We start from the raw sequence: 18,943 nt of genomic DNA, 5'->3' as shown, positions 1-18,943 counted from the left end.
TAAGAGCAAATAAGATGATCAAAGCAACTGCATTAACCTTGTCTGGCTTAGTTCTGTTAATTTCCCAGGGGCTGCAAGCCGCCCCATTGCGGGTGGCAGCCGATCCGCTGCCCCATGCGGAAATTTTAGAATATGTGAAGAAAATAGATCCGTCGCTCGATTTTACCGTGATTGAATTAAGTAATGGCGTTAACGCCAATGAGCTGCTGGCGGCCGGTGATGTCGATGCTAATTATTTTCAGCATTTGCCTTATTTGCACGATCAGGAGAAAGCATTAGGCAAAAAATTTAATGTCGCCGCGACTGTGCATATCGAACCGCTGGGTATCTATTCACATAAAATAAAAAGTCTGGCGGCGCTGCCTGAAGGGGCAAGCATTGCGGTACCCAATAATACGACCAATTTAAGCCGTGCGCTGTGGCTGTTGCAGGACAAAGGGGTGATTCGCCTTAAGACGGAAGGCGGTGCGGGTTCAACGCTGGTGACCCCGGCGGATATCAGTGAGAATCCGAAGAAAGTGAAAATCGTGGAAATTGAATCGCCGCAGATCCCACGCGCCCTTGACGATGTTGATGCGGCGATTATTAACGGCAACTACGCGCTTGAAGCGGGACTGGTGCCAGCCAAAGACTCACTGGGTCTGGAGTCAGCTGCTCATAACCCTTACGCCAACCTGCTGGTCACTAACCCACAGCTGGCTAAGGATCCACGGGTGATTCAGCTGGCAAAAGATTTAACCTCACCGCAGGTGGCTGAGTTTATCCGTCAGCACTATAACGGTTCGGTGATTCCGGTCGCGGATCAGAAGAATGATTAAACTGGAAAAGCTCTCGAAACATTATTCGGATACGCCGACCCCTGCGCTGCAGGAGGTATCGCTACAGATTGATAAAGGGAGCATTTTCGGCATTCTGGGGCGTAGCGGCGCAGGCAAGAGCACCCTGTTACGCTGCCTTAATTTACTTGAGCGGCCCACCTCGGGTGAGATCTTCGTCGACGGACAAAATATTACCCGCTTAAGCGTGGCCGAGTTACGCCGTCAGCGGCAGCAGATGGGGATGATCTTCCAGCACTTTAATTTGCTGCATTCGCTAAATGTGGCGGCGAATATCGCCTTGCCGTTAGAGATCGCCGGTATGCCGGCCGGTCAGCGGCGGCAGCGCGTCAAAACCCTGTTGCAGCTGGTGGGGCTGGAGGAGTTTGCCGCAGCCTGGCCTTCTCAGTTATCCGGCGGCCAGAAACAGCGTGTTGGTATTGCCCGCGCATTAGCCGTGCAGCCTGACTATTTACTCTGTGATGAAGCGACCAGCGCGCTGGACCCTGAAACCACGCTGTCAATTCTCGATCTGCTGGCGGATATTCAGCGTCAGCTGCATATTACGGTGGTGTTGATCACCCATGAAATGACGGTGGTAAAGCGCATTTGCCATGGCGCTGCGCTGCTGGAAAAAGGCCGGCTGATTGAAAGTGGTTCCGTGTCACAGATTATGGCTAACCCGCAGAGCCGTTTGCGCCAGATGCTGGTGCAGGATGGCGCAGCGGATCGCGCCTTCCTGGCAAAACACCATGCAGAGGAGCTTTCGCAATGGGTAGCATAAGCTGGGAGCGCTTTCAGTCATTGTTGCTGAACGCCACGCTGGAAACCTTATATATGGTGGCGCTGGCAACACTGTTTACGGTGCTTATCGGCCTGCCGGTTGGCGTGCTGCTGTTTCTCACCCGTCAGGATGGCATCTTTCCGCAGCGCTGGCTCTCGCGGCCATTAAATGTGCTGGTGAATATCGGCCGGGCATTGCCGTTTGTGGTACTGCTGATTGCGCTGATCCCGTTTACCCGTCTGCTTATCGGCACCACATTAGGCAGCACGGCGGCGGTGGTGCCGATTACGCTGGGGGCTTTCCCCTTTTTTGCCCGTATCGTGGAGAATGCGCTTGAAGAAGTCGATCGCGGACGGGTGGAAGCGGTGGTCTCTATGGGCGGCTCCAACTGGCATATTGTCAGCCGCGTGTTATTACCTGAAGCCTTACCGGCGCTGATGAGCGGCATTACGCTGACGGTAGTGATGCTGATTGGCTTTTCCGCGATGGCAGGCGTTATCGGCGGCGGGGGATTAGGTGATCTGGCGATTCGCTACGGTTACCAGCGTTTCAATAACCAGATAATGTTCGCCACGGTGATTGTGTTGCTGCTGCTGGTCTGGCTGGTGCAACGGATGGGAGACCAGCTGGTGCGCGGGCTGGCGCATCGTCGCTAGCAGCCAGCGCGGCTTAACGCCGGAACGCGTAAATCTTTCCTCGTTCCGGCGTTAAACGTTGCCGCTTACTTACGGCGCGGCAGTGGATCTTTCAGGTAACGCTGAACATTTTTCTTATGCTTACGCTGCGCAAATACGGCGGCGATAAGTCCGAAAAAAATCATTAAAAACATCATGTTGTTATTCTCCTGACGGCATCATATTCACTAAGTCCATTTGCCATGCCGGTACTTTAGAGGCGTCCTGTTTTGCGCGGATACGAAAGATAAAACGCAGAGTAAAATAGTCGGTCATCATCCGGCGCATCTGACGGTAATCCTCCGCGTCATCCCAGCTCTGGGCATACTCAATCCAGTATTTTGCCAGCCACATATTTTTCGCCATACCCCGGCCATTCCAGGCCGCATAAGCATACAGATAAGCGATATAGGCGGTTTGTTGCGGCCCCACTTTGCCATCCAGTAGCAGCAGAGCGCACTGCTGCTCCAGCGCAAAACGCTGATCGTCGACATCATCTGACCAGAACAGCGCGCAGGCGTAATCATATCGCGCCATGGCGTGCCCGTGGTCTGACGCCTCAACCAGTAATGTTATCCGCTCAGCATTCAGGCGATTGCTCTCTGCCGGTGACGAGGCGGTTAGCGCCTGCTCTTCCAGCGCGCGGCTTTTGCGGAACAGCGCCTCAGCGGAGCGCTCCCGACAGGCGATATCGAGGTAGTATTCAGCTTTATCGGCCGCGGGGGCCAGTTCCAGCCGCTCCGCCAGTTTAGGATGTTGTCCGGCAAAGAGTTCTGTCAGTAACAGCGTACCAGGCAGATACTCTCTGGCGCTTAGCTGCAACAAAAAATCTTTCGCCGCCGCGGCATGGCCTAAACCACACAGGCGCTTGAAAATCACCCCCAGCATCTCCACTGGCATCGCCGCAGCAGAATCCAGCAGGCGCTGAAGCCACCAGTCGGCGGGTTGCTGTAGCTGAATATCTTGTGTCGGATAAAGGCGGGCAAAAGCACTGAACACCAGCTCGGTATGATTTTCACCGTTACCTTGTGTCGCTTCCAGATAACGCTTTAACAGGTGATCAGTATCAGCAACCTGGTAATCCGGATGGGAGGGGATTTCACTTAACCACAGGATAAGACTCTCACCGAGGCTGTAGATTACCCAGCTTTGATCGCTGTTAAGCACATACCCGATGCTGTCATAAATACGTCGGGCAAAATAAGGGCTTTGCGCGTAGAGCTTGCCATTATTATCCAGCAGGAAATGTGAACACATACCGATATAGATAATATGCGTCACCGCCATATCATGCGCTGGCATATTAAGTGATAACAGCTGGCGGAACTTTTCATCGTGCTGCTTTAATTTTTTGGCATTACTGTAATCCGGCCAGTGCTCAATGTTATTCACTTTATCCAGCATTTTGGTGCGATACAGGATATTACGCTGAGGCTCGCTCAGGTTTTTACAGTAATCACCAGCCAGAAATGCATCTATTGCCTGGTGCTTCTCATCGCCATACCAGCGGGGATAGAGGTAGTTAATGTACAGGGTGCGGACAACAATATTTTGCGCATCGCATTCCAGTGCACGGTTTAGCCAGTAGAGTGGCGCAAATGTAGCTTCTTCCGCGCTGGGCTCCGGCAGACCAGTGTTAAATGGTGTACTGGATAACGGCACGCCGCCTTTTGACTGAGCAAATTCCAGCGCTGTCGAACCATACCAGGCTAAGTCGAACTGCACCGTCTCATGACGGTTGCGAAACCACTCCGGCTCCTGAAAATGGCCTGTTGCTGAAAGCAGGTGTTGATAAAGGGTAGTGCAATGACTGTCGAGGGAAATGGCTTTTGCCGCCCAGTAGAACATTAAATCATTACTGATAGCGGCACGCTGCCACTGATTATGGCTGACAACCTCAGCGTACTGACCGCCGCGCTCTTCGCCAGCAATAGTCAGCCAGTGCTGCGCCAGTAGCTGGCAGGGATAGCTGCTCATCGGCTGAGCCTGGTGCCAGTCGATTAAATATTGCGAGATGGTTTTGTGGCTGTATATTTTCGGGCTAAGCAAAAAATCAAAATCGATAATATAGAGATAAATATTATTATCGCGATTAGCCTTAAAATCGGCATGGGCGGTGGCGAAGTATTGCGTTAGTTTTTCATACTGCTTGCTCTGCAGGTACTCTCTTAATTGTTGACGTAGAGCAAATATTTCATTTAAAGACAGCAAAATGAGATCCTTCCCGTTTGGTGACAGGCATTCGATTATATGACAATGATTGCATATTGCAGCAAATAAGGTAATAAATTTCAGGGCGTTTAATAACGTATTGGAACTATCTGTTATTTACTGGCGAGGGGTTTCCGCCATGACCGCCCGAAAAGATTTTTTCTGCGCGTATCAAGGCATGTCAAAACGTTACCTTGCAACAAAAATGTCATCCGGCGCTGCCAGACTCGACAACAGGCAAGGTAATATTTTGATTATAAGGAAAAATAAATGAAAATTCGCTTAACGATAGTGGCGGCGGCTTTGCTGTTCGCTCAGCAAGTGCAAGCCCGTACCGATGCTTTACCCCAGGCGGCGGCACTGGCAAACAGCACTTCACCGGCTTCGACCAGTCAGGCGTTTGGCGCGCTGGAAATGCAGATCCTGCAGGCGCAGCGCAATGCGTTAAAAGGCGCGGCGACAACCCTGACGCGCGACCAGCTGGAGAAGGCTAAGCAAACCGATACTCAGGCTGACCGTGCATGGCTGAAGGCCAGCGGCTATGACTTCCAGACCAGAGCCAATCAGCAGGCAGGCATTGAACTGTTATCCGCTTTCAGCGCGCTGCCGGATTCCACATTGCTGGCCAGCAGCGCCACGGTGGCGTCGATCAACCTCAATGCGGTTCAGGGCGCGCGCCATCAGGCACTGGCGGATGCCGAAGGGATCTCATATCTCTATTATCTCGCTGATGCCCTTGGCCCGCGCCTCGGTCAGGCTTTCCTGGCCGCCTATGACAAAGGCGAACTCAGCAAAGCGGCGGCGCTGATTAAAGCCAGCGAAGTCAGCACCAGCGCAGCAAAAAAACACTTTAACTATCCGCGTCCTTTCCTGGTTAAAGGCAACAGCATCCATCTGGTACCGGATGATGTGGTGGTAAAAGATAACCAGCCATATACCGCCGATGGCGGCTCGTTCCCGAGCGGACATACCAATACCGGCTATACCGATGCGCTGCTGCTGGCTGAAATGGTCCCGGAGCGTTTTGACGCGCTGATGGAGCGTGGCGCGCGCTATGGCTACTCGCGCATTGTGCTGGGGGTGCATTACCCGCTGGATATTATCGGTTCCAGAATGGTGGTTCAGCGCAACGTCGCGCATTACCTTAACGATCCGCATTATCACGCGCTGTTTAACGAGGCGCGCGATCAGCTGCGTAGCGCGCTGGAAAAAGAGTGTGGCACATCGCTGGCTGAATGCGCGCAAACTGCAGGTCAGGATGATCCTTATCGCTCGCCGGCAATGAAAGATTTCTATCGCTTTACCATGAGCTATGGGCTGCCGCAGCAGCAGGTGTCGCCGTCGCGCGTGGTGGTGCCTGATGGGGCGGAAGTACTGCTGGAAACCGCGCTACCAAGGCTGTCTGCCGCTCAGCGCCGTGCGTTAATGGTCAATAGTGCGTTACCGGCCGGTTATCCGCTTTCCGGCTCGACTGCCGATCAGGCATTCTGGCAGCGTCTCGATCTGTCGGCAGCTTTTGCGCTGGCGAAACCTGCACACAGCCACTGATTTAGGCCAAAAATGACAATTGATGACGCGGAAAACATGATAAGTTGAATTAACGTTTTGCGTTAAATCTACCAAAGTCAGGGCGACAACCAGGTCGCCCTTCTTGTTTCCGGTGTGCGGGATAGTCTGTGAAAATCACCCTTGAAGAACTACGTGCCTGGGTGGTAGTGGTCGATACCGGTTCGATTACTGCTGCTGCTGAACAGCTGAGCCAGACCAGTTCCGGTATTAGCCGCGCGCTAAGCCGCCTGGAAAACAAGCTGCAAACCACCTTACTGCATCGCACCACGCGGCGGCTGGCACTGACCGAAGAGGGGCAGGTGTTTCTGCAACACGCGCGGCAGATCCTCGCATCGGTGGAAACCGCCGAAGAGCAGATCGCCCAGCGCCGTGAGATCCCTTCCGGACGACTGCGGGTGAATGCCGCCACGCCTTTTATGCTGCATGTGATTGTGCCGCTGGTAGAGGAATTTTCGGCGCGCTTTCCGCTGATCCAGCTTGAACTGCATACTGACGACCTGGTGATTGATCTGCTGGAGCAGCAGACCGATATCGCCATCCGCATTGGCGAACTGCGCGATTCAACCATCCATGCGCGCAATTTAGGCAGCAGTAAACTGCGTCTGCTGGCCAGTCCGGCGTATCTGGCGAAATATGGCCAGCCGGTCAGCGTGGCTGATCTGGCTAATCACCGTTTAATCGGTTTTACCCAGTTAGATAAACATAATATCTGGCCGGTATGGCGCAGTGAGGGGCAGTTTTTGCAGGTGAAGCCGGATGTGTCAGCCTCCAGCGGCGAAACCATTCGTCAGCTGGCGGTATATGGACAGGGGATTGCGCGTCTCTCGGACTTTCTCAGCCGTGAGGATCGCGACAGTGGCCGGCTGGTGCCGGTGCTGGAGCAGGAGACGCAGGAAATGCGCCATCCAGTCAGTGCTGTGTACTACCGTAATACCACGCTCTCCGCGCGTATCACCTGCTTTCTCGATTTCCTCAGCGAGCAGATCGCCAGCAAACCGTTGTTATAAGCCAGGCGGATCAAACACCGCCCGGTTTACGGATTATTTTGCCGCTTCCAGCACAAAAATCTTCACATCCACCACATCATCTTTGATCGCGTTGCGATGGGCTTCCATATGCGGCATCTGCTGATGCTGCTCCAGATGACGCAGCGAATCCCAGTGCTCCAGCATAAAAATGGAGTCCGGTGAATGCTGCTTCCACGGCACCTGGGCTTTATGGTCAAGTAATGCCTGATAAGAGCCACAACCCTCCTCCTGCAATACCACCGGCGTTAAACGCGCGATTGCGGCCATCACCTCGTCGCGACGGCCCGGTTTAACACAGATTTCAGCAATGACGGTCAGCATACTGCGACTCCTGAAAGGGAATAACTAAGTTAAGCAAAGATCTTACCGAGATGCTCACGATAACGCGCGATATCGCGTGGAACATCAGGCAGCTTCATCACATCGTTGCAGATAAAGGTGGGTAATCCTTCCATGCCGAGGAACTGGTTTGCTTTATGGAAATGCAGATACAACCCATCGACGCCGACACCTTCAAAGAACTGTTCCGGATCGGTAAAGGCCTGCAGTGGTGCGTTCCAGGTCAGCGACAACATATAGGTCTTGCCCTGGATCAGGCCGCCGGAACCATATTTTTTCGCCGCATCGGAGCGTGTACGGCCATCACTGGCATACAGCTTGCCGTGACCTTCGGTAAACACTTCATCGATATATTTTTTCAGGGTCCATGGCTCACCCATCCACCAGCCTGGCATCTGATAAATTACGGTATCTGCTGCGAGGTACTTCTCAATTTCGGTAGCCACATCATAACCGTCATCCACCACGGTAATCTCGACATCATGGCCGTTATCGCGCAGGAAAGTGGCGGCAACGTTGGTCAGGGTATGGTTTAGCTCACCTTTGGAATGGGCAAACGATTTGCCCGCATCAATAATAAAAATCTTGCTCATGCGCTTTTTCTTCTCCAGTTCATGAATTTAAGTCAGTGTACGCTGGTAGCGGCCAGAGAAAAATGTGCGATTGATCACAACACCTTTGCTTCGGCAGCAATAATGGTGATGGCTGGGGTAAGGTTTCCGCCGATAAAAAAACAGAAAAGAGGGCAGTGCAGTGATAAATAAATTATGGGCCGTGACATTGATGTTGGTGGCCGGTAGCGCCAGCGCGCAGTCACATCTTGATCGCGTGATGCAGAGCAAAACCCTGAACGTTTGTACCACCGGTGATTACAAACCCTATACGTTTTTGCGCACTGACGGCAGCTATGAAGGCATTGATATCGCCATGGCGCAGTCGCTGGCAGCGAGCCTCGGGGCAAAAGTAAACTGGGTAGCGACCACATGGAAAACCCTGACGCCGGATTTCCTCGCGAAGCAGTGCGATATCGCGCTGGGCGGGGTCTCGGTGACGCTGAAACGTCAGCAAACCGCGTGGTTTGCTAATCCGCTGGGCACCGACGGTAAAATCCCGCTGGTACGTTGCACCGATAAAAAGAAATATCAGACCATCGAACAGCTGAACCAGCCGCAGGTACGACTGGTGGAACCGGCGGGCGGCACCAATGAAGCCTTTGTTCATAGCCATCTGCCCAACGGCAATCTGACCCTGTTCCACGACAATGTCACTATCTTCCAGCAGCTGGTGGATAACAAAGCCGATGTGATGATCACTGATGCTTCGGAAGCGCTGTATCAGCAGAAACGCTATCCGCAACTGTGTGCGGTCAACCCGGATAAGCCGATGCAGTATGGCGAAAAAGCCTATATGTTGCCGCGCGATGATATCAGCTGGAAGCTGTACGTCGATCAGTGGCTGCATCTGAGTACCGCTACCGGCGAGTATCAGAAGATTGTCGGCCAGTGGCTGGCTATCTGATCCCCTCCCCCATTTATGGGGGAGGGTCTGGGGGGGAATAACGTCCTGAGATCTCAGTTTTTAATCCCCCATCCTGTCCCTTCCCCCGCTTCACGGGGGAAGGGACAGTCAGTGCGGCGTTCTCGCCGCCTTATGTCCTCTAATGCCGCATTCAGGCAAAGCTTACCCATTTTGATTGTTTTTCACTGGCTGACGGATTTGCTATTGCTGTGGTTCTTTTTTTCAGCCAGGACACAACGTGATGGAAATTTACTGGTATCTCACCGCGCCAGACGGCCCGCAACCCTGGACTGCCAGCGGCAGTCGTCAGGTGAATTACGCCTATTTTCAGCAGGTGGCGCGCGCGGTTGATCATCTCGGCTTTACCGGTGCGCTCCTCGCCACCGGCGCGCACGATCCCTGGATCCTCGGCGCATCGCTGATCCCCTATACCGAGCGGATGAAATTTCTGATCGCTATCCAGCCAGGCCTGATTTCGCCGACGCTGCTGGCGAAAATGGCGGTCACCTTTAATCAGTTCTCCAAAGGACGCGTGCTGCTGAATGTAGTCAGTGGCGATAAAAACACCCTCGGCGCGTACGGCATGCATCTGGACCATGATGAACGCTATGCGCTGAGTGATGAGTTTCTGCGTGTGCTGCGCCCGTTGCTGGCAGAGCAGCAGGTCGACTTCGACGGCGACCATTATCAGATCTCGTCGGCAAAACTGGCGCTGAGTAATGGTGGCTATCCACCGCCGCCGCTGTGGTTCGGTGGTTCATCCGCTGCGGCACAGGAGGTCGCGGCGCAGCATATTGATACTTATCTCTCGTGGGGGGAAACCCCGCCGCAGGCCGCAGAGAAAATTGCGGAAGTGAAGGCGCGGGCGGCGAAATATGGCCGTCAGTTGCGCTTTGGCATCCGGCTGTATGTGATTGTGCGGGAAACCGATGAGCGCGCCTGGCAGGCGGTGGATGAGCTCTATGCCTCGATGGATGATAAGGCGATCCAGGCGCGGCGGCAGCTGGCGCAAGGCTCCGACTCGGTAGGGCAGGCGCGAATGGGCGCGCTGCACAATAATCAGCGCCCGGACAATGCGCGCGACCTGGAAATCTATCCCGGTTTGTGGGCAGGTATCGGGCTGGTGCGTCCCGGCCCCGGCACTGCGATTGTTGGCAGCCCTGAGACGGTAGAACGTACGCTGCGCGCCTATCAGGATGCGGGGGTTGAAGTGTTTATCCTTTCTGGTTTCCCGCTGCTGGAAGAGGCCTATCGTTTCAGCGAGTTAGTGATGCCACTGCTGGATGTCATGCGTGACGAAAGTCCGGCGGCCGATCGCCATGATACCTTTACCTGGGGCAATCTGTGGGATCGTCCGGTCAGTGAAGTGGAGCCGAAGTGATGCAGATCCGTCTCGGCAGCCACCCTAATAATCTCTCACTGTTTATTTTACGCCATCGCGGCGTGCTGGAGTCTGCTGCGCAGCAGCAAGGCTGGCAGATCGCCTGGCTCGACTATCAGCAGGGCGGTGACAGTGGCCGCCTGTTACGTGAGGATCAGCTGGATATCGTGGGCACCGGCTCGACCCCGCCGGTCACCAGCGCGGCAAGCGGGCTGGATGTCGCTTACCTTGCCAGCTCCACGCCACGTGATGCTAACTGCGCCTTACTGAGCGCGGCAGGCAATGATCTGACCTCGCTGCGCGGTAAACGTCTGGCGGCGATGCCAGGCTCCTTTACCGATCACTTTCTGGCGCGTCTGTTACAGCAGCAGGGGCTGCGCCGTGACGATATCGATTTACAGGATCTGCGCGGACAGGCGGCGCTGGATGCGCTGCTGAATGGTGAGATTGATGGCTGGCTGGCGATTGATCCCTGGCTGACGCGCGCTGCCGCCACTGCTGGCGTGCAGCGTATTGCTGAAGTGGGTGAGTTAATCGTCAATCGTTCACTATTCTGGACGCGCCGCGGCTGGACTGCGGCCCATCCGCAGGCCGCTGCCTGGCTGGTGGCGCAACTCCAGCACAACGATCGCTGGATTGCGCAGCATCAGCCGGACGTGGCCGACTTACTGCACCTGCATCTGAATAACACCATTACCCGTGAAGAGTGGCAGAGCACGCTCGCTGCCCGCCCCTGGGGGATTATCCCTGCCGATGCCGCACTGCTTGATGAGCAACAACAGCAGGCTGATGACCTGTACGCGGCCGGTTTTATTGACACCTCTTTTTCGTTAACACCACGGAGCAACGCATGACCCTCTGGAAAAAAAACGGCTGGCTGGGCGCACTGCTGCTTTGCAGCGCGCTGAGCGGGGCGCACGCCGCTGATGAGATCACCTTACGTATTGGTTTTTTGCGTGGGCCAACCGATCTGGCGCTGGCAAAAGAGAAAGGCACACTGGAAAAATCGCTGGCGGCCCATCAGGTCAAGGTGCAGTGGGCGGGGCCGTTTTCCGCTGCGGCACCAGCTTATGAGGCACTAAATGTTGGCTCGATTGATATGACCACCGGCAGCTCCACCGCCTTTGTCACCGCCATTGCCGCCGGATCGCCACTACGCTTCTTCGCTTATCAGGCGATGCCCGCCGACGGCGAGGGGATTGTGGTGCGCAAAGACAGCCCGATAAACAGCATCGCCGACCTGCGCGGCAAAAAGGTGGCGGTTAATAAAGGCGGCACCGGCGAGTATCTGCTGTCACGCGCGCTAAGCAGCGCCGGGCTGGCGGAAGATACGGTGCAAAAGGTCTATCTCAGTCCGTCTGACACCGGCACCGCTTTTGTTGGCGGCCATGTTGATGCCTGGGCTATCTGGGATCCGTTCCTGTCACTGGCGCAACAGAGCTACGATGCCCGCCTGCTAAGCAATGGCAAAGCGGTAGGATCGGAAAATGCCGCCGGCTACTTTGTCAGCGATGCTTTCTATCAGCAACATCCGCAGGTGCTGAAATGGGTCTACGAGGTGTTGCAACAGGAGAATGCCTGGGCGAAAGCGCATCCGCTGGAGGCGGGTAAAATCTGGGCGTCACAGATGGGCCAACCAGGTGATGCACTGGCGCAGCAGCTGGGTAACGTCAATACCGTGCCGGTTACCACCGTAGGTGAGAAAGAGGTGGCGCATATCGCGCATATCGCCGCCTGGTATCAGCAGCAGGGAATTATCAAAGCATTACCGGATATCGCCAGCCATGTGGTTAATCTGGCTGAATAACTGCCAGGGTAAGGGTAAATCCATAAGGTTAAGCAGATTTCAAACGCCTCGCACCTCGTCATGGTGCATATCATCGGCATGGGCGGCGAGAACGCCGCCCCTACATAAACCTATAAATTTCTGTAGGGGCGGCGTTCTCGCCGCCCGTAAACGGCCACTTTCAACTCTATTTTTCTTAACTGACCAGCTCAGGGGGACGCCCCCTTTTTGCTCAATAAACATTAGTGATTAATAGCGGTTTTTGACACCTGGAAAACGTTTACTTCACTGGCAGAGCACTCTTCCTGAGTGGCATCACTTTGTGTAATCAGGTTGTAAGATTTGCCGTGCTTATCATGAAAGACAAAATGAGAAACCTGAGTATACAAACCCTCCTTTTTCTTTTCAGAGGCGAGTAATTTGAACTCTGTCTTTGGTTCATCCAGTTGGTTTATATCCACGATTTTTTCGTTTTTCAGCCAGACTTCCGCCATATTCATCGGCCAGGAATGGCAATCAGGGGTTTTGGCTGCAACAGATACAGAAAACAGCAGCCCGGAAATAAGTAAAGCCTTTTTCATTGCACAACCTCCATTAAAATCACGCCGCCGCTTCACGGCGTCCTGCCAGCGACTGCAATAACTGCCGGGTATACGGATGCTGCGGCTGATGCCAGATCTGCTGATGATCGCCTTGCTCCACCGTTTCACCCTGATACATCACCATTACGCGGTCGGCGATATATTTTACCACTGCCAGATCGTGGGAGATAAACAGCAGCGACAGCTGACGTTCATGCTTCAGATCGACCAGCAGATTAAGGATCTGCGCCTGAACCGAGACATCAAGCGCGGAGACCGGTTCATCACAGATCAGCAGTGCGGGATCGACAATCAGCGCACGCGCAATGCCAATACGCTGACGCTGGCCGCCGGAAAATGCATGCGGCAGCCGTTTTAAGGCACTCTGCGGTAAACCGACCTGATCCAGTACCTGACGCACGCTCTGGGCATGGCTGGCGCGGCTCTCTGGTCGATGGACGCGCAACGGCGTAGTCAGGATCTCTTCAATGGTATGACGTGGATTCAGTGAGGCGTAAGGATCCTGAAACACCATCTGCATGCGCTGACGCAGCGGCGCCAGTTGCGCCGATCGCCACTGCGCGATCTCATGGCCATCCAGCCAGATCTTACCGCTGTCAGGCGTGAGCAGGCGCAGGATCAGCTTCGACAGCGTCGATTTACCACAGCCGGACTCACCGACCAGCCCGAGGGTTTCGCCAGGCTGAAGGGTCAGCGAGATATTCTTTACTCCGGCAGACCCGCTATCAGCGGCATAGTTAAAGCTGACATCTTCCAGTTGCAGTAACGGCGGCGCAAGACGATTTAGCGGCGCGAAGCTGCGTAGCGGCGGCGTAATCAGGCGCGGAGCCGCTTCCGGCTGATGCACAATCTCGGTCAGCCGCTGACTGAGGTAATGCGGTGCTTCCATACTATGCAGTGAGGCGGCCAATAATCCGCGGCTGTAAGCATGCTTCGGCTGGTGGAACAGTGCGGTTTTACTGTTCTCCTCGACTTTCTGCCCCTGATACATCACCGCTACCCGGTCGGCGCGCTGCTCGACCAGGCCGAGATCGTGAGTGATAAACAGCACGCCCATCTTCAGCTCATGGCGCAGGCGATCCAGCAGGCTGAGGATTTGCTGCTGCACCGTGACATCCAGCGCGGTAGTGGGTTCATCGGCAATCAGCAGCTTTGGCTCGCAGGCGACAGCCAGCGCAATCATAATGCGCTGACGCTGACCACCGGAAAAGTGGTGGGCGTAGTCATCCACCCGGCGCGCCGCGTGCGGAATATTCACCCGATCCAGCAGATCGATCGCCTGCTGGCGTGCGGCGCGGCCTGAGATCGCGCGATGGCAGCGCAGTGTCTCAGTCAGCTGCTGGCCGATGGTCAGCACCGGATTAAGCGAGGTCATTGGCTCCTGAAAAATCATCGAGATTTCATTGCCGCGTAAACCCCGCACTGTTGCCGCCGGAGCGCTCAGCAGATCGCGACCCTGATAGCGTATCGCGCCGGACAACCGCGCATTCTCCGGCGCCAGCCGCATCGCTGACAGCGCGGTAATCGATTTACCGCAGCCAGATTCTCCCACCAGCGCCAGAAACTCACCCTGTTGCAGTGCAAGATTGAGATTGCGCACCGCACGCTGATCGCCAAAACTGGCGGAAAAGTTTTCAAACTCAAGCAGCTTCGCCATGATTCAGTTTCCTTTACGACGTGGATTAAGCGCATCGTTTAGCGCGTCACCCAACAGATTCAGCGCGAGGATGGTGATCGCCAGCGCGCCGCCCGGCAGTACCGCCAGATACCAGGCGTTCTGTAATGACTGACGTCCGTCACCAATCATCGATCCCCAACTAATACGGTTAGGATCGCTAAAGCCCAGAAACGCCAGTGATGATTCGGTCAGAATGGCGGAAGCCATCAGCACCGAAATGCTGATTACCAGCGTTGGCAGCAGATTTGGTAACAGCTCGCGAAAAATAATCCGCAGATGGCTGTAGCCAAGGGTTTGCGCCGCGAGGATAAAATCCTGCGAACGCAGCTGGCGGCATTCGGTGCGCACCAGGCGGGCAATCATCGGCCAGGAAGCGAGGCCGATGGCGAAGGCGATATAACCGACCGTCGGCTGTCCGATAGCCACCAGCACTACCACCAGCAGAAACGAGGGGAAGGTCTGGAACAGCTCCGCCACGCGGATAACCACGCGATCCAGCCAGCCGCCGAAATAGCCAGCTGCGGCGCCTGCCACCACGCCCAGCAGCAGACTGATGGCTACCGCCGCACAGCCAATTTGCAGCGAGACCTGCGCACCATGAAAAATACCGGCGGCAACATCGCGACCTAATGAATCGGTGCCCAGCGGAAACTGCGCATCTTCACCCGGCCAGAGAAAAGGTTGCGCCACCATCTCCAGCGGATCGCCGGGAAACGCCCACGGCGCAATCAACGCCATAATCAGCACCGCCGTTAATAGCAGGAATCCGCAAACACCTTCGGCGGTGCGCCAGAAGCGGTGCAGCCGGGCATGCCTGATATCCGGTACCGGCGATGGCGCGGCATGGATCGGTTCGACGACAGTTTTCATTTGCTTCCCCCGATGCGCGGATCCAGCCAGCTTTGCAGCAGATCGACGGCGATATTGGCCAGCACGACCATAAAGGCTGACAGCAGCAGTACGCCGAGCACCACATTGAAATCGCGGGCGATAATGGCTTCCATCGCCAGGCTACCCAGCCCCGGCCAGTTAAAGACCGTTTCGATAACTGCTGCGCCGCCCAGCAGATTGCCAAAGTAGATGCCCGCCACGGTGGTGACCGGCATCAGGGCGCAGCGCAGGATATGACGCACAATCACTGTGCGCGGAGGCAGGCCACGGGCGTGGGCGCTGCGGATAAAGTCCTGTCCGGCGATCTCCAGCATCGCGCTGCGCGTCAGGCGCGCATAGATGGCGATAAAGTAGCTGCTTAGCGCCAGTACCGGTAACAGCGCATGGCGCAGCGTATCAAGCATCGCTGACCCGCCCGTCAGGCTGGCTCCTACCGTCTGGTTGCCGCCGCTGGGCAGCCAGCCAAGTTGCACCGAGAACAGCAGCAGGATCAGCAAGCCAATCCAGAAACCAGGCAGCGAGTAGAGCAGCAGATTAATCACCGTTAACAGCCGATCGGGCCACTTATTCGCCCACACCGCCATCACCACGCCAAAGGTAATGCCGATAGTCAGCGCCAGCAGCTGGGCCAGCAGCATCAGCAGCAGCGTGCCGGGCAGACGCCCGAAGATCAGGCTGGTGACATCGGTGCCAAAGCGCGGTGAGTAACCGAGGCTGAAATGGGCCAGATGGCTGAGATAGTTAACAAACTGCGCCAGCACCGGTTTATCCAGACCGTATTCGGCACGCAGCCAGGCCATGGTTTCGGCGGTGGCGCTACCGGACTGGCTGGCCATCACATCGACCGCATCACCCGGCACCAGCTGCAGGAACAGAAACACCACCAGCACAATGCCGACTGCGGCAGGGATCGCCTGCAACAACGCATTACCCAACGTGATGATCAGCCGCCGACCACGAATTATCAGAGGGTCCATTGCTGGCCTCCGTCCCAGACCGGTGGGCGCAGTGCCGCCTGGAAACCGTTAACCAGCGTCAGGGTGTCGTACACCGGCAGGCCAAATTCCGCCTGCAACAGCGCGCTAAACGGTGCCAGGTTGGTGCACTCCAGCAGGAAAGCGCCGCTGTGCGGATAGCGTTGCAGCGCGCTGGCCGCCGTGGCGATCACTTCAGTCGCCAGCACCGACCAGGCGACACTGTCATCACCTTGCCGAATCGAGCGGACAAATTCAGAATCAGCAGGCATTCCCGCCACCGCGGCATCGGCCGGAATACCCACCCGTGTCAGATAGTCCGCTTTCAGCGTGCTCTCATCAAAAGTGAGAATCAGTGGCGGACGCTGTGCTGGCAACGACTGCGCGAGGCTGGCATATTGCAGCAGGCTGCTGGTGACTACCGGCACCGGTGACCAGGCCGCCAGCTCCTGCTGATACCAGGAGAGATAGCCGCAACTGGTGGTCAGGCCGTCAACGCCTTGATCAATCAGTTTCTGCGCCGCACGTTTAAACGGTTCCAGCAGCTGATGCTCACCGAGATGCCCCATACGTTGCGGAATGGCTTCCTCCACCACCTGATAAATCACCGGAAACGGCCAGCTTTGCGGATTACCAATATCTCCCTGATAGCGACGGAAGTGGGTCTTAACCAGCAAAATGCCGATCGTAGCGGGTTTTCTGACTGCGATATTCATACTGAAGCCTCAAATTCCCTGACAAAATTCAAACAATAAATTAACTGACCGCTTAATCGCTGGATATCAAGTTTATGCGCATAGCTTTGCCGCTTTGGGCATAAAACTCTGCAGTAACCGCAATGCTGATCAGTTAAGATAAATACAGTTGAAAGTGGCTGTTTACTTATGGGCGGCGAGAACGCCGCCCCTACAGAAAATTCATAGGCTTATGTAGGGGCGGCGTTCTCGCCGCCCGTGCCGATGATCTGCACCATGGCAAGGCGGCAGGCGTTTGAAATGTGCTTAACCTTATAGATAAGATATTAAGGTTCGCTTTTCAGCCAGACGCCGGAAATATTGCCTTCCAGACCATCGGCAGTCAGCGAATGATCCTGTACGCGTTTATTGGCGATGGTAATAAATTGCGGTGAGGCGAGGTTAATATCCGGCAATTCACGCTGCACAATGTCCTGGAATTGCCGGAACTCGGCCAGACGCTTTTGCGGATCATTTTCGGTTTGTGCGGCTTCCAGTAATTTATCCACTTGCGGATTGCTGTAATGGGAAATATTGGTAAAAGGCACACCCGGACGATAGTTCTGCGACCAGTATAAACGCTGCACGCCAACGGTGGGATCATACAGGTTGGCATACTGGTCAATCGAGAAGGCGAAATCACGGTCGGTAAATACCCGCTTCGCATAGGTTGAAAGATCCTGTGAACGCAGGGTGGCGGCAATACCGATACGGCTTAATGCGGAGCGGACAAATTCGGCATTACGCCGGAAGGTATCATCAAAAGTATTATAATCGAGAGTGACCCGCAGACGTACGCCATCGCTGCCTTTTTTATAGCCGGCGTCATCGAGTAATTTATTCGCCGCCGCCAGATCATATTCATAAGGCGAAGGGGTGGTACTGTGGAAGGTTTTCAGCCCAGGCGCCACCGGCGTTTCGGTCGGCGTGGCGTAGCCAAAATAGACCACATTCAGCAGCGCTTTGCGGTTAATCGCATGGGCAATCGCCTGACGTACACGCAGATCTTTAAACAGTTTATCATCAAGGTTGAAATGGATGGAGGCGACGCTGTAAGAGTAATTATTGCCTTTGGTATCAAATACCAGCTCTCCTTTCTCCTTCAATCGCTTCAGTTCGCTTAGCGCCACCGGCGTGCGATAACCGATATCCGCCTGACCGGTTTGCAGATCCAGCGAGCGCACCACCGGATCGGTGGAGAATTTCACCACCAGCTGGTCGATATAAGGTTTAGGGTTGTCCCAGTAATTTGGGTTGCGCTTGTAAATGATATAGCTGCCGCGTTGCCATTTTTCAAAGATAAATGGCCCGGTGCCAACCGGATGATTATTATTCGGGTTTTTCAGCGCATCATCGCTGGTATACAGATGCTTTGGCAGAATAGGGGTTTCACCGGCGGCGAAGGCGCGAATTAAATAGGGCGCCGGATGGCTCAGTTTAAATACTGCAGTTAAGGCATCCGGGGTTTCAATCGACTCGACATTAGCAAAGGTGGCTTTGGCGCGCGGATGGGTTTTCTTTAATAAATTAATCGAGAATGCCACATCTTCGGCGCTAAATGGCTGGCCATCGTGCCATTTTACGCCTTTACGCAGATGGAAAGTATATTGCTTACCATCCGGGCTAATTTCCCATGAGGTCGCCAGTTGCGGCAGCGGATTCAGATCGTAATCATACGTCAGCAGGCCTTCATTAACTTTGCTGCTAACGGCAATAACCGGTTGTGCGACGGTGGCCAGCGCTACCAGTGAAGAGGGTTCGCTGGGTAATATTAAGGTTAAGGTTCCGCCTTTTTCCGGCGTGGTGCTGGCGCCCTGCGCAGCGGCTGAAATTAAACTGATTCCCAGGAAGAGTAAATAAATAGCACGACCGAACAGCCGTTTTATCTGCATAGCAAAGACCTCAATATTTTTTAATTGCGATGGTTTTCTCAGGTGCATCAGCAAACTAACAAATATG

The 18,943-nt window shown here is 54.9% G+C and carries 18 protein-coding genes; 9 read left to right on the top strand and 9 right to left on the bottom strand.

The window, feature by feature from the left end:
- Positions 1 to 14: 14 nt before the first annotated feature.
- From N5923_RS11645 to N5923_RS11635, 3 genes are read left to right on the top strand one after another with little or no spacing between them, the layout of a single operon-like run.
- Positions 15 to 818, top strand: coding sequence for a MetQ/NlpA family ABC transporter substrate-binding protein (locus N5923_RS11645; RefSeq protein ID WP_267141105.1), 804 nt, complete (start codon positions 15 to 17; stop codon positions 816 to 818).
- Positions 811 to 1,599: a methionine ABC transporter ATP-binding protein gene (locus tag N5923_RS11640; RefSeq protein WP_267141104.1), complete on the top strand. Its 789-nt coding sequence runs from the start codon at positions 811 to 813 to the stop codon at positions 1,597 to 1,599. The genes N5923_RS11645 and N5923_RS11640 overlap by 8 nt, the downstream gene beginning before the upstream one ends.
- A complete protein-coding gene (locus N5923_RS11635; protein WP_267141103.1) occupies positions 1,587 to 2,255 on the top strand; it encodes a methionine ABC transporter permease in 669 nt (222 codons plus the stop codon). Before N5923_RS11640 ends, N5923_RS11635 begins: the two co-directional genes overlap by 13 nt.
- Positions 2,256 to 2,435: 180 nt before the next feature.
- On the opposite strand, the gene N5923_RS11630 is transcribed toward N5923_RS11635, so the two are convergent.
- Complete coding sequence (locus tag N5923_RS11630; RefSeq protein ID WP_267141102.1) at positions 2,436 to 4,484, bottom strand: DUF4034 domain-containing protein; 2,049 nt, start codon at positions 4,482 to 4,484, stop codon at positions 2,436 to 2,438.
- Positions 4,485 to 4,754: 270 nt separating this feature from the next.
- Between N5923_RS11630 and N5923_RS11625 the strand changes: the two genes are divergently transcribed.
- Together N5923_RS11625 and N5923_RS11620 are read left to right on the top strand one after the other, a co-directional pair.
- Positions 4,755 to 6,032 carry an acid phosphatase gene (locus N5923_RS11625; protein ID WP_267141101.1) on the top strand — a complete coding sequence of 426 codons (1,278 nt, stop codon included), beginning with the start codon at positions 4,755 to 4,757 and terminating at the stop codon, positions 6,030 to 6,032.
- 128 nt (positions 6,033 to 6,160) lie between these two features.
- Entirely contained in the window at positions 6,161 to 7,060 is a 900-nt protein-coding gene (locus N5923_RS11620; RefSeq protein ID WP_267141100.1) for a LysR family transcriptional regulator, read from the top strand.
- Positions 7,061 to 7,093: 33 nt separating this feature from the next.
- Here the strand turns inward: N5923_RS11620 and N5923_RS11615 are convergent, their stop codons facing one another.
- Entirely contained in the window at positions 7,094 to 7,402 is a 309-nt protein-coding gene (locus N5923_RS11615; protein ID WP_267141099.1) for a putative quinol monooxygenase, read from the bottom strand.
- Between the two features lie 29 nt (positions 7,403 to 7,431).
- Positions 7,432 to 8,013 carry an NAD(P)H-dependent oxidoreductase gene (locus N5923_RS11610; RefSeq protein ID WP_267141098.1) on the bottom strand — a complete coding sequence of 194 codons (582 nt, stop codon included), beginning with the start codon at positions 8,011 to 8,013 and terminating at the stop codon, positions 7,432 to 7,434.
- Between the two features lie 190 nt (positions 8,014 to 8,203).
- On the opposite strand from N5923_RS11610, the gene N5923_RS11605 reads away from it, so the two are divergent.
- The 4 genes from N5923_RS11605 (at position 8,204) to N5923_RS11590 (ending at position 12,126) form a co-directional block, all read left to right on the top strand.
- Positions 8,204 to 8,938, top strand: a complete 735-nt coding sequence (locus N5923_RS11605; RefSeq protein WP_267141137.1) for a transporter substrate-binding domain-containing protein — start codon at positions 8,204 to 8,206, stop codon at positions 8,936 to 8,938.
- A 241-nt stretch (positions 8,939 to 9,179) separates the two neighbouring features.
- The gene (locus N5923_RS11600; RefSeq protein ID WP_267141136.1) at positions 9,180 to 10,319 is read left to right on the top strand and encodes an LLM class flavin-dependent oxidoreductase; all 1,140 of its coding nucleotides are present in this window, start codon (positions 9,180 to 9,182) and stop codon (positions 10,317 to 10,319) included.
- Positions 10,319 to 11,173 (top strand): ABC transporter substrate-binding protein, encoded by an 855-nt coding sequence (locus N5923_RS11595; RefSeq protein WP_267141135.1) that lies wholly within the window; start codon positions 10,319 to 10,321, stop codon positions 11,171 to 11,173. The genes N5923_RS11600 and N5923_RS11595 overlap by 1 nt, the downstream gene beginning before the upstream one ends.
- Entirely contained in the window at positions 11,170 to 12,126 is a 957-nt protein-coding gene (locus N5923_RS11590) for an aliphatic sulfonate ABC transporter substrate-binding protein (RefSeq protein ID WP_267141097.1), read from the top strand. The genes N5923_RS11595 and N5923_RS11590 overlap by 4 nt, the downstream gene beginning before the upstream one ends.
- Before the next feature lie 221 nt (positions 12,127 to 12,347).
- Here the strand turns inward: N5923_RS11590 and N5923_RS11585 are convergent, their stop codons facing one another.
- The 6 genes from N5923_RS11585 to N5923_RS11560 form a co-directional block, all read right to left on the bottom strand.
- Positions 12,348 to 12,686 carry a hypothetical protein gene (locus N5923_RS11585; protein WP_267140563.1) on the bottom strand — a complete coding sequence of 113 codons (339 nt, stop codon included), beginning with the start codon at positions 12,684 to 12,686 and terminating at the stop codon, positions 12,348 to 12,350.
- Positions 12,687 to 12,705: 19 nt separating this feature from the next.
- A complete protein-coding gene (locus N5923_RS11580) occupies positions 12,706 to 14,364 on the bottom strand; it encodes an ABC transporter ATP-binding protein (RefSeq protein WP_267140564.1) in 1,659 nt (552 codons plus the stop codon).
- A gap of 3 nt (positions 14,365 to 14,367) precedes the next feature.
- Positions 14,368 to 15,255 (bottom strand): ABC transporter permease, encoded by an 888-nt coding sequence (locus N5923_RS11575; protein ID WP_267140565.1) that lies wholly within the window; start codon positions 15,253 to 15,255, stop codon positions 14,368 to 14,370.
- Positions 15,252 to 16,253: an ABC transporter permease gene (locus tag N5923_RS11570; protein ID WP_267140566.1), complete on the bottom strand. Its 1,002-nt coding sequence runs from the start codon at positions 16,251 to 16,253 to the stop codon at positions 15,252 to 15,254. Before N5923_RS11570 ends, N5923_RS11575 begins: the two co-directional genes overlap by 4 nt.
- Entirely contained in the window at positions 16,241 to 16,966 is a 726-nt protein-coding gene (locus N5923_RS11565; protein WP_267140567.1) for an aspartate/glutamate racemase family protein, read from the bottom strand. The genes N5923_RS11570 and N5923_RS11565 overlap by 13 nt, the downstream gene beginning before the upstream one ends.
- Before the next feature lie 305 nt (positions 16,967 to 17,271).
- The gene (locus N5923_RS11560) at positions 17,272 to 18,876 is read right to left on the bottom strand and encodes an ABC transporter substrate-binding protein (RefSeq protein ID WP_267143743.1); all 1,605 of its coding nucleotides are present in this window, start codon (positions 18,874 to 18,876) and stop codon (positions 17,272 to 17,274) included.
- Positions 18,877 to 18,943 lie beyond the last annotated feature (67 nt).

This window comes from Winslowiella arboricola, from assembly GCF_025527015.1.
In the GTDB taxonomy this organism is placed as follows: domain Bacteria; phylum Pseudomonadota; class Gammaproteobacteria; order Enterobacterales; family Enterobacteriaceae; genus Erwinia; species Erwinia arboricola.
The sequence above is the reverse complement of the archived record's forward strand: the minus strand, read 5'-3'. Positions and strand labels throughout refer to the sequence as shown.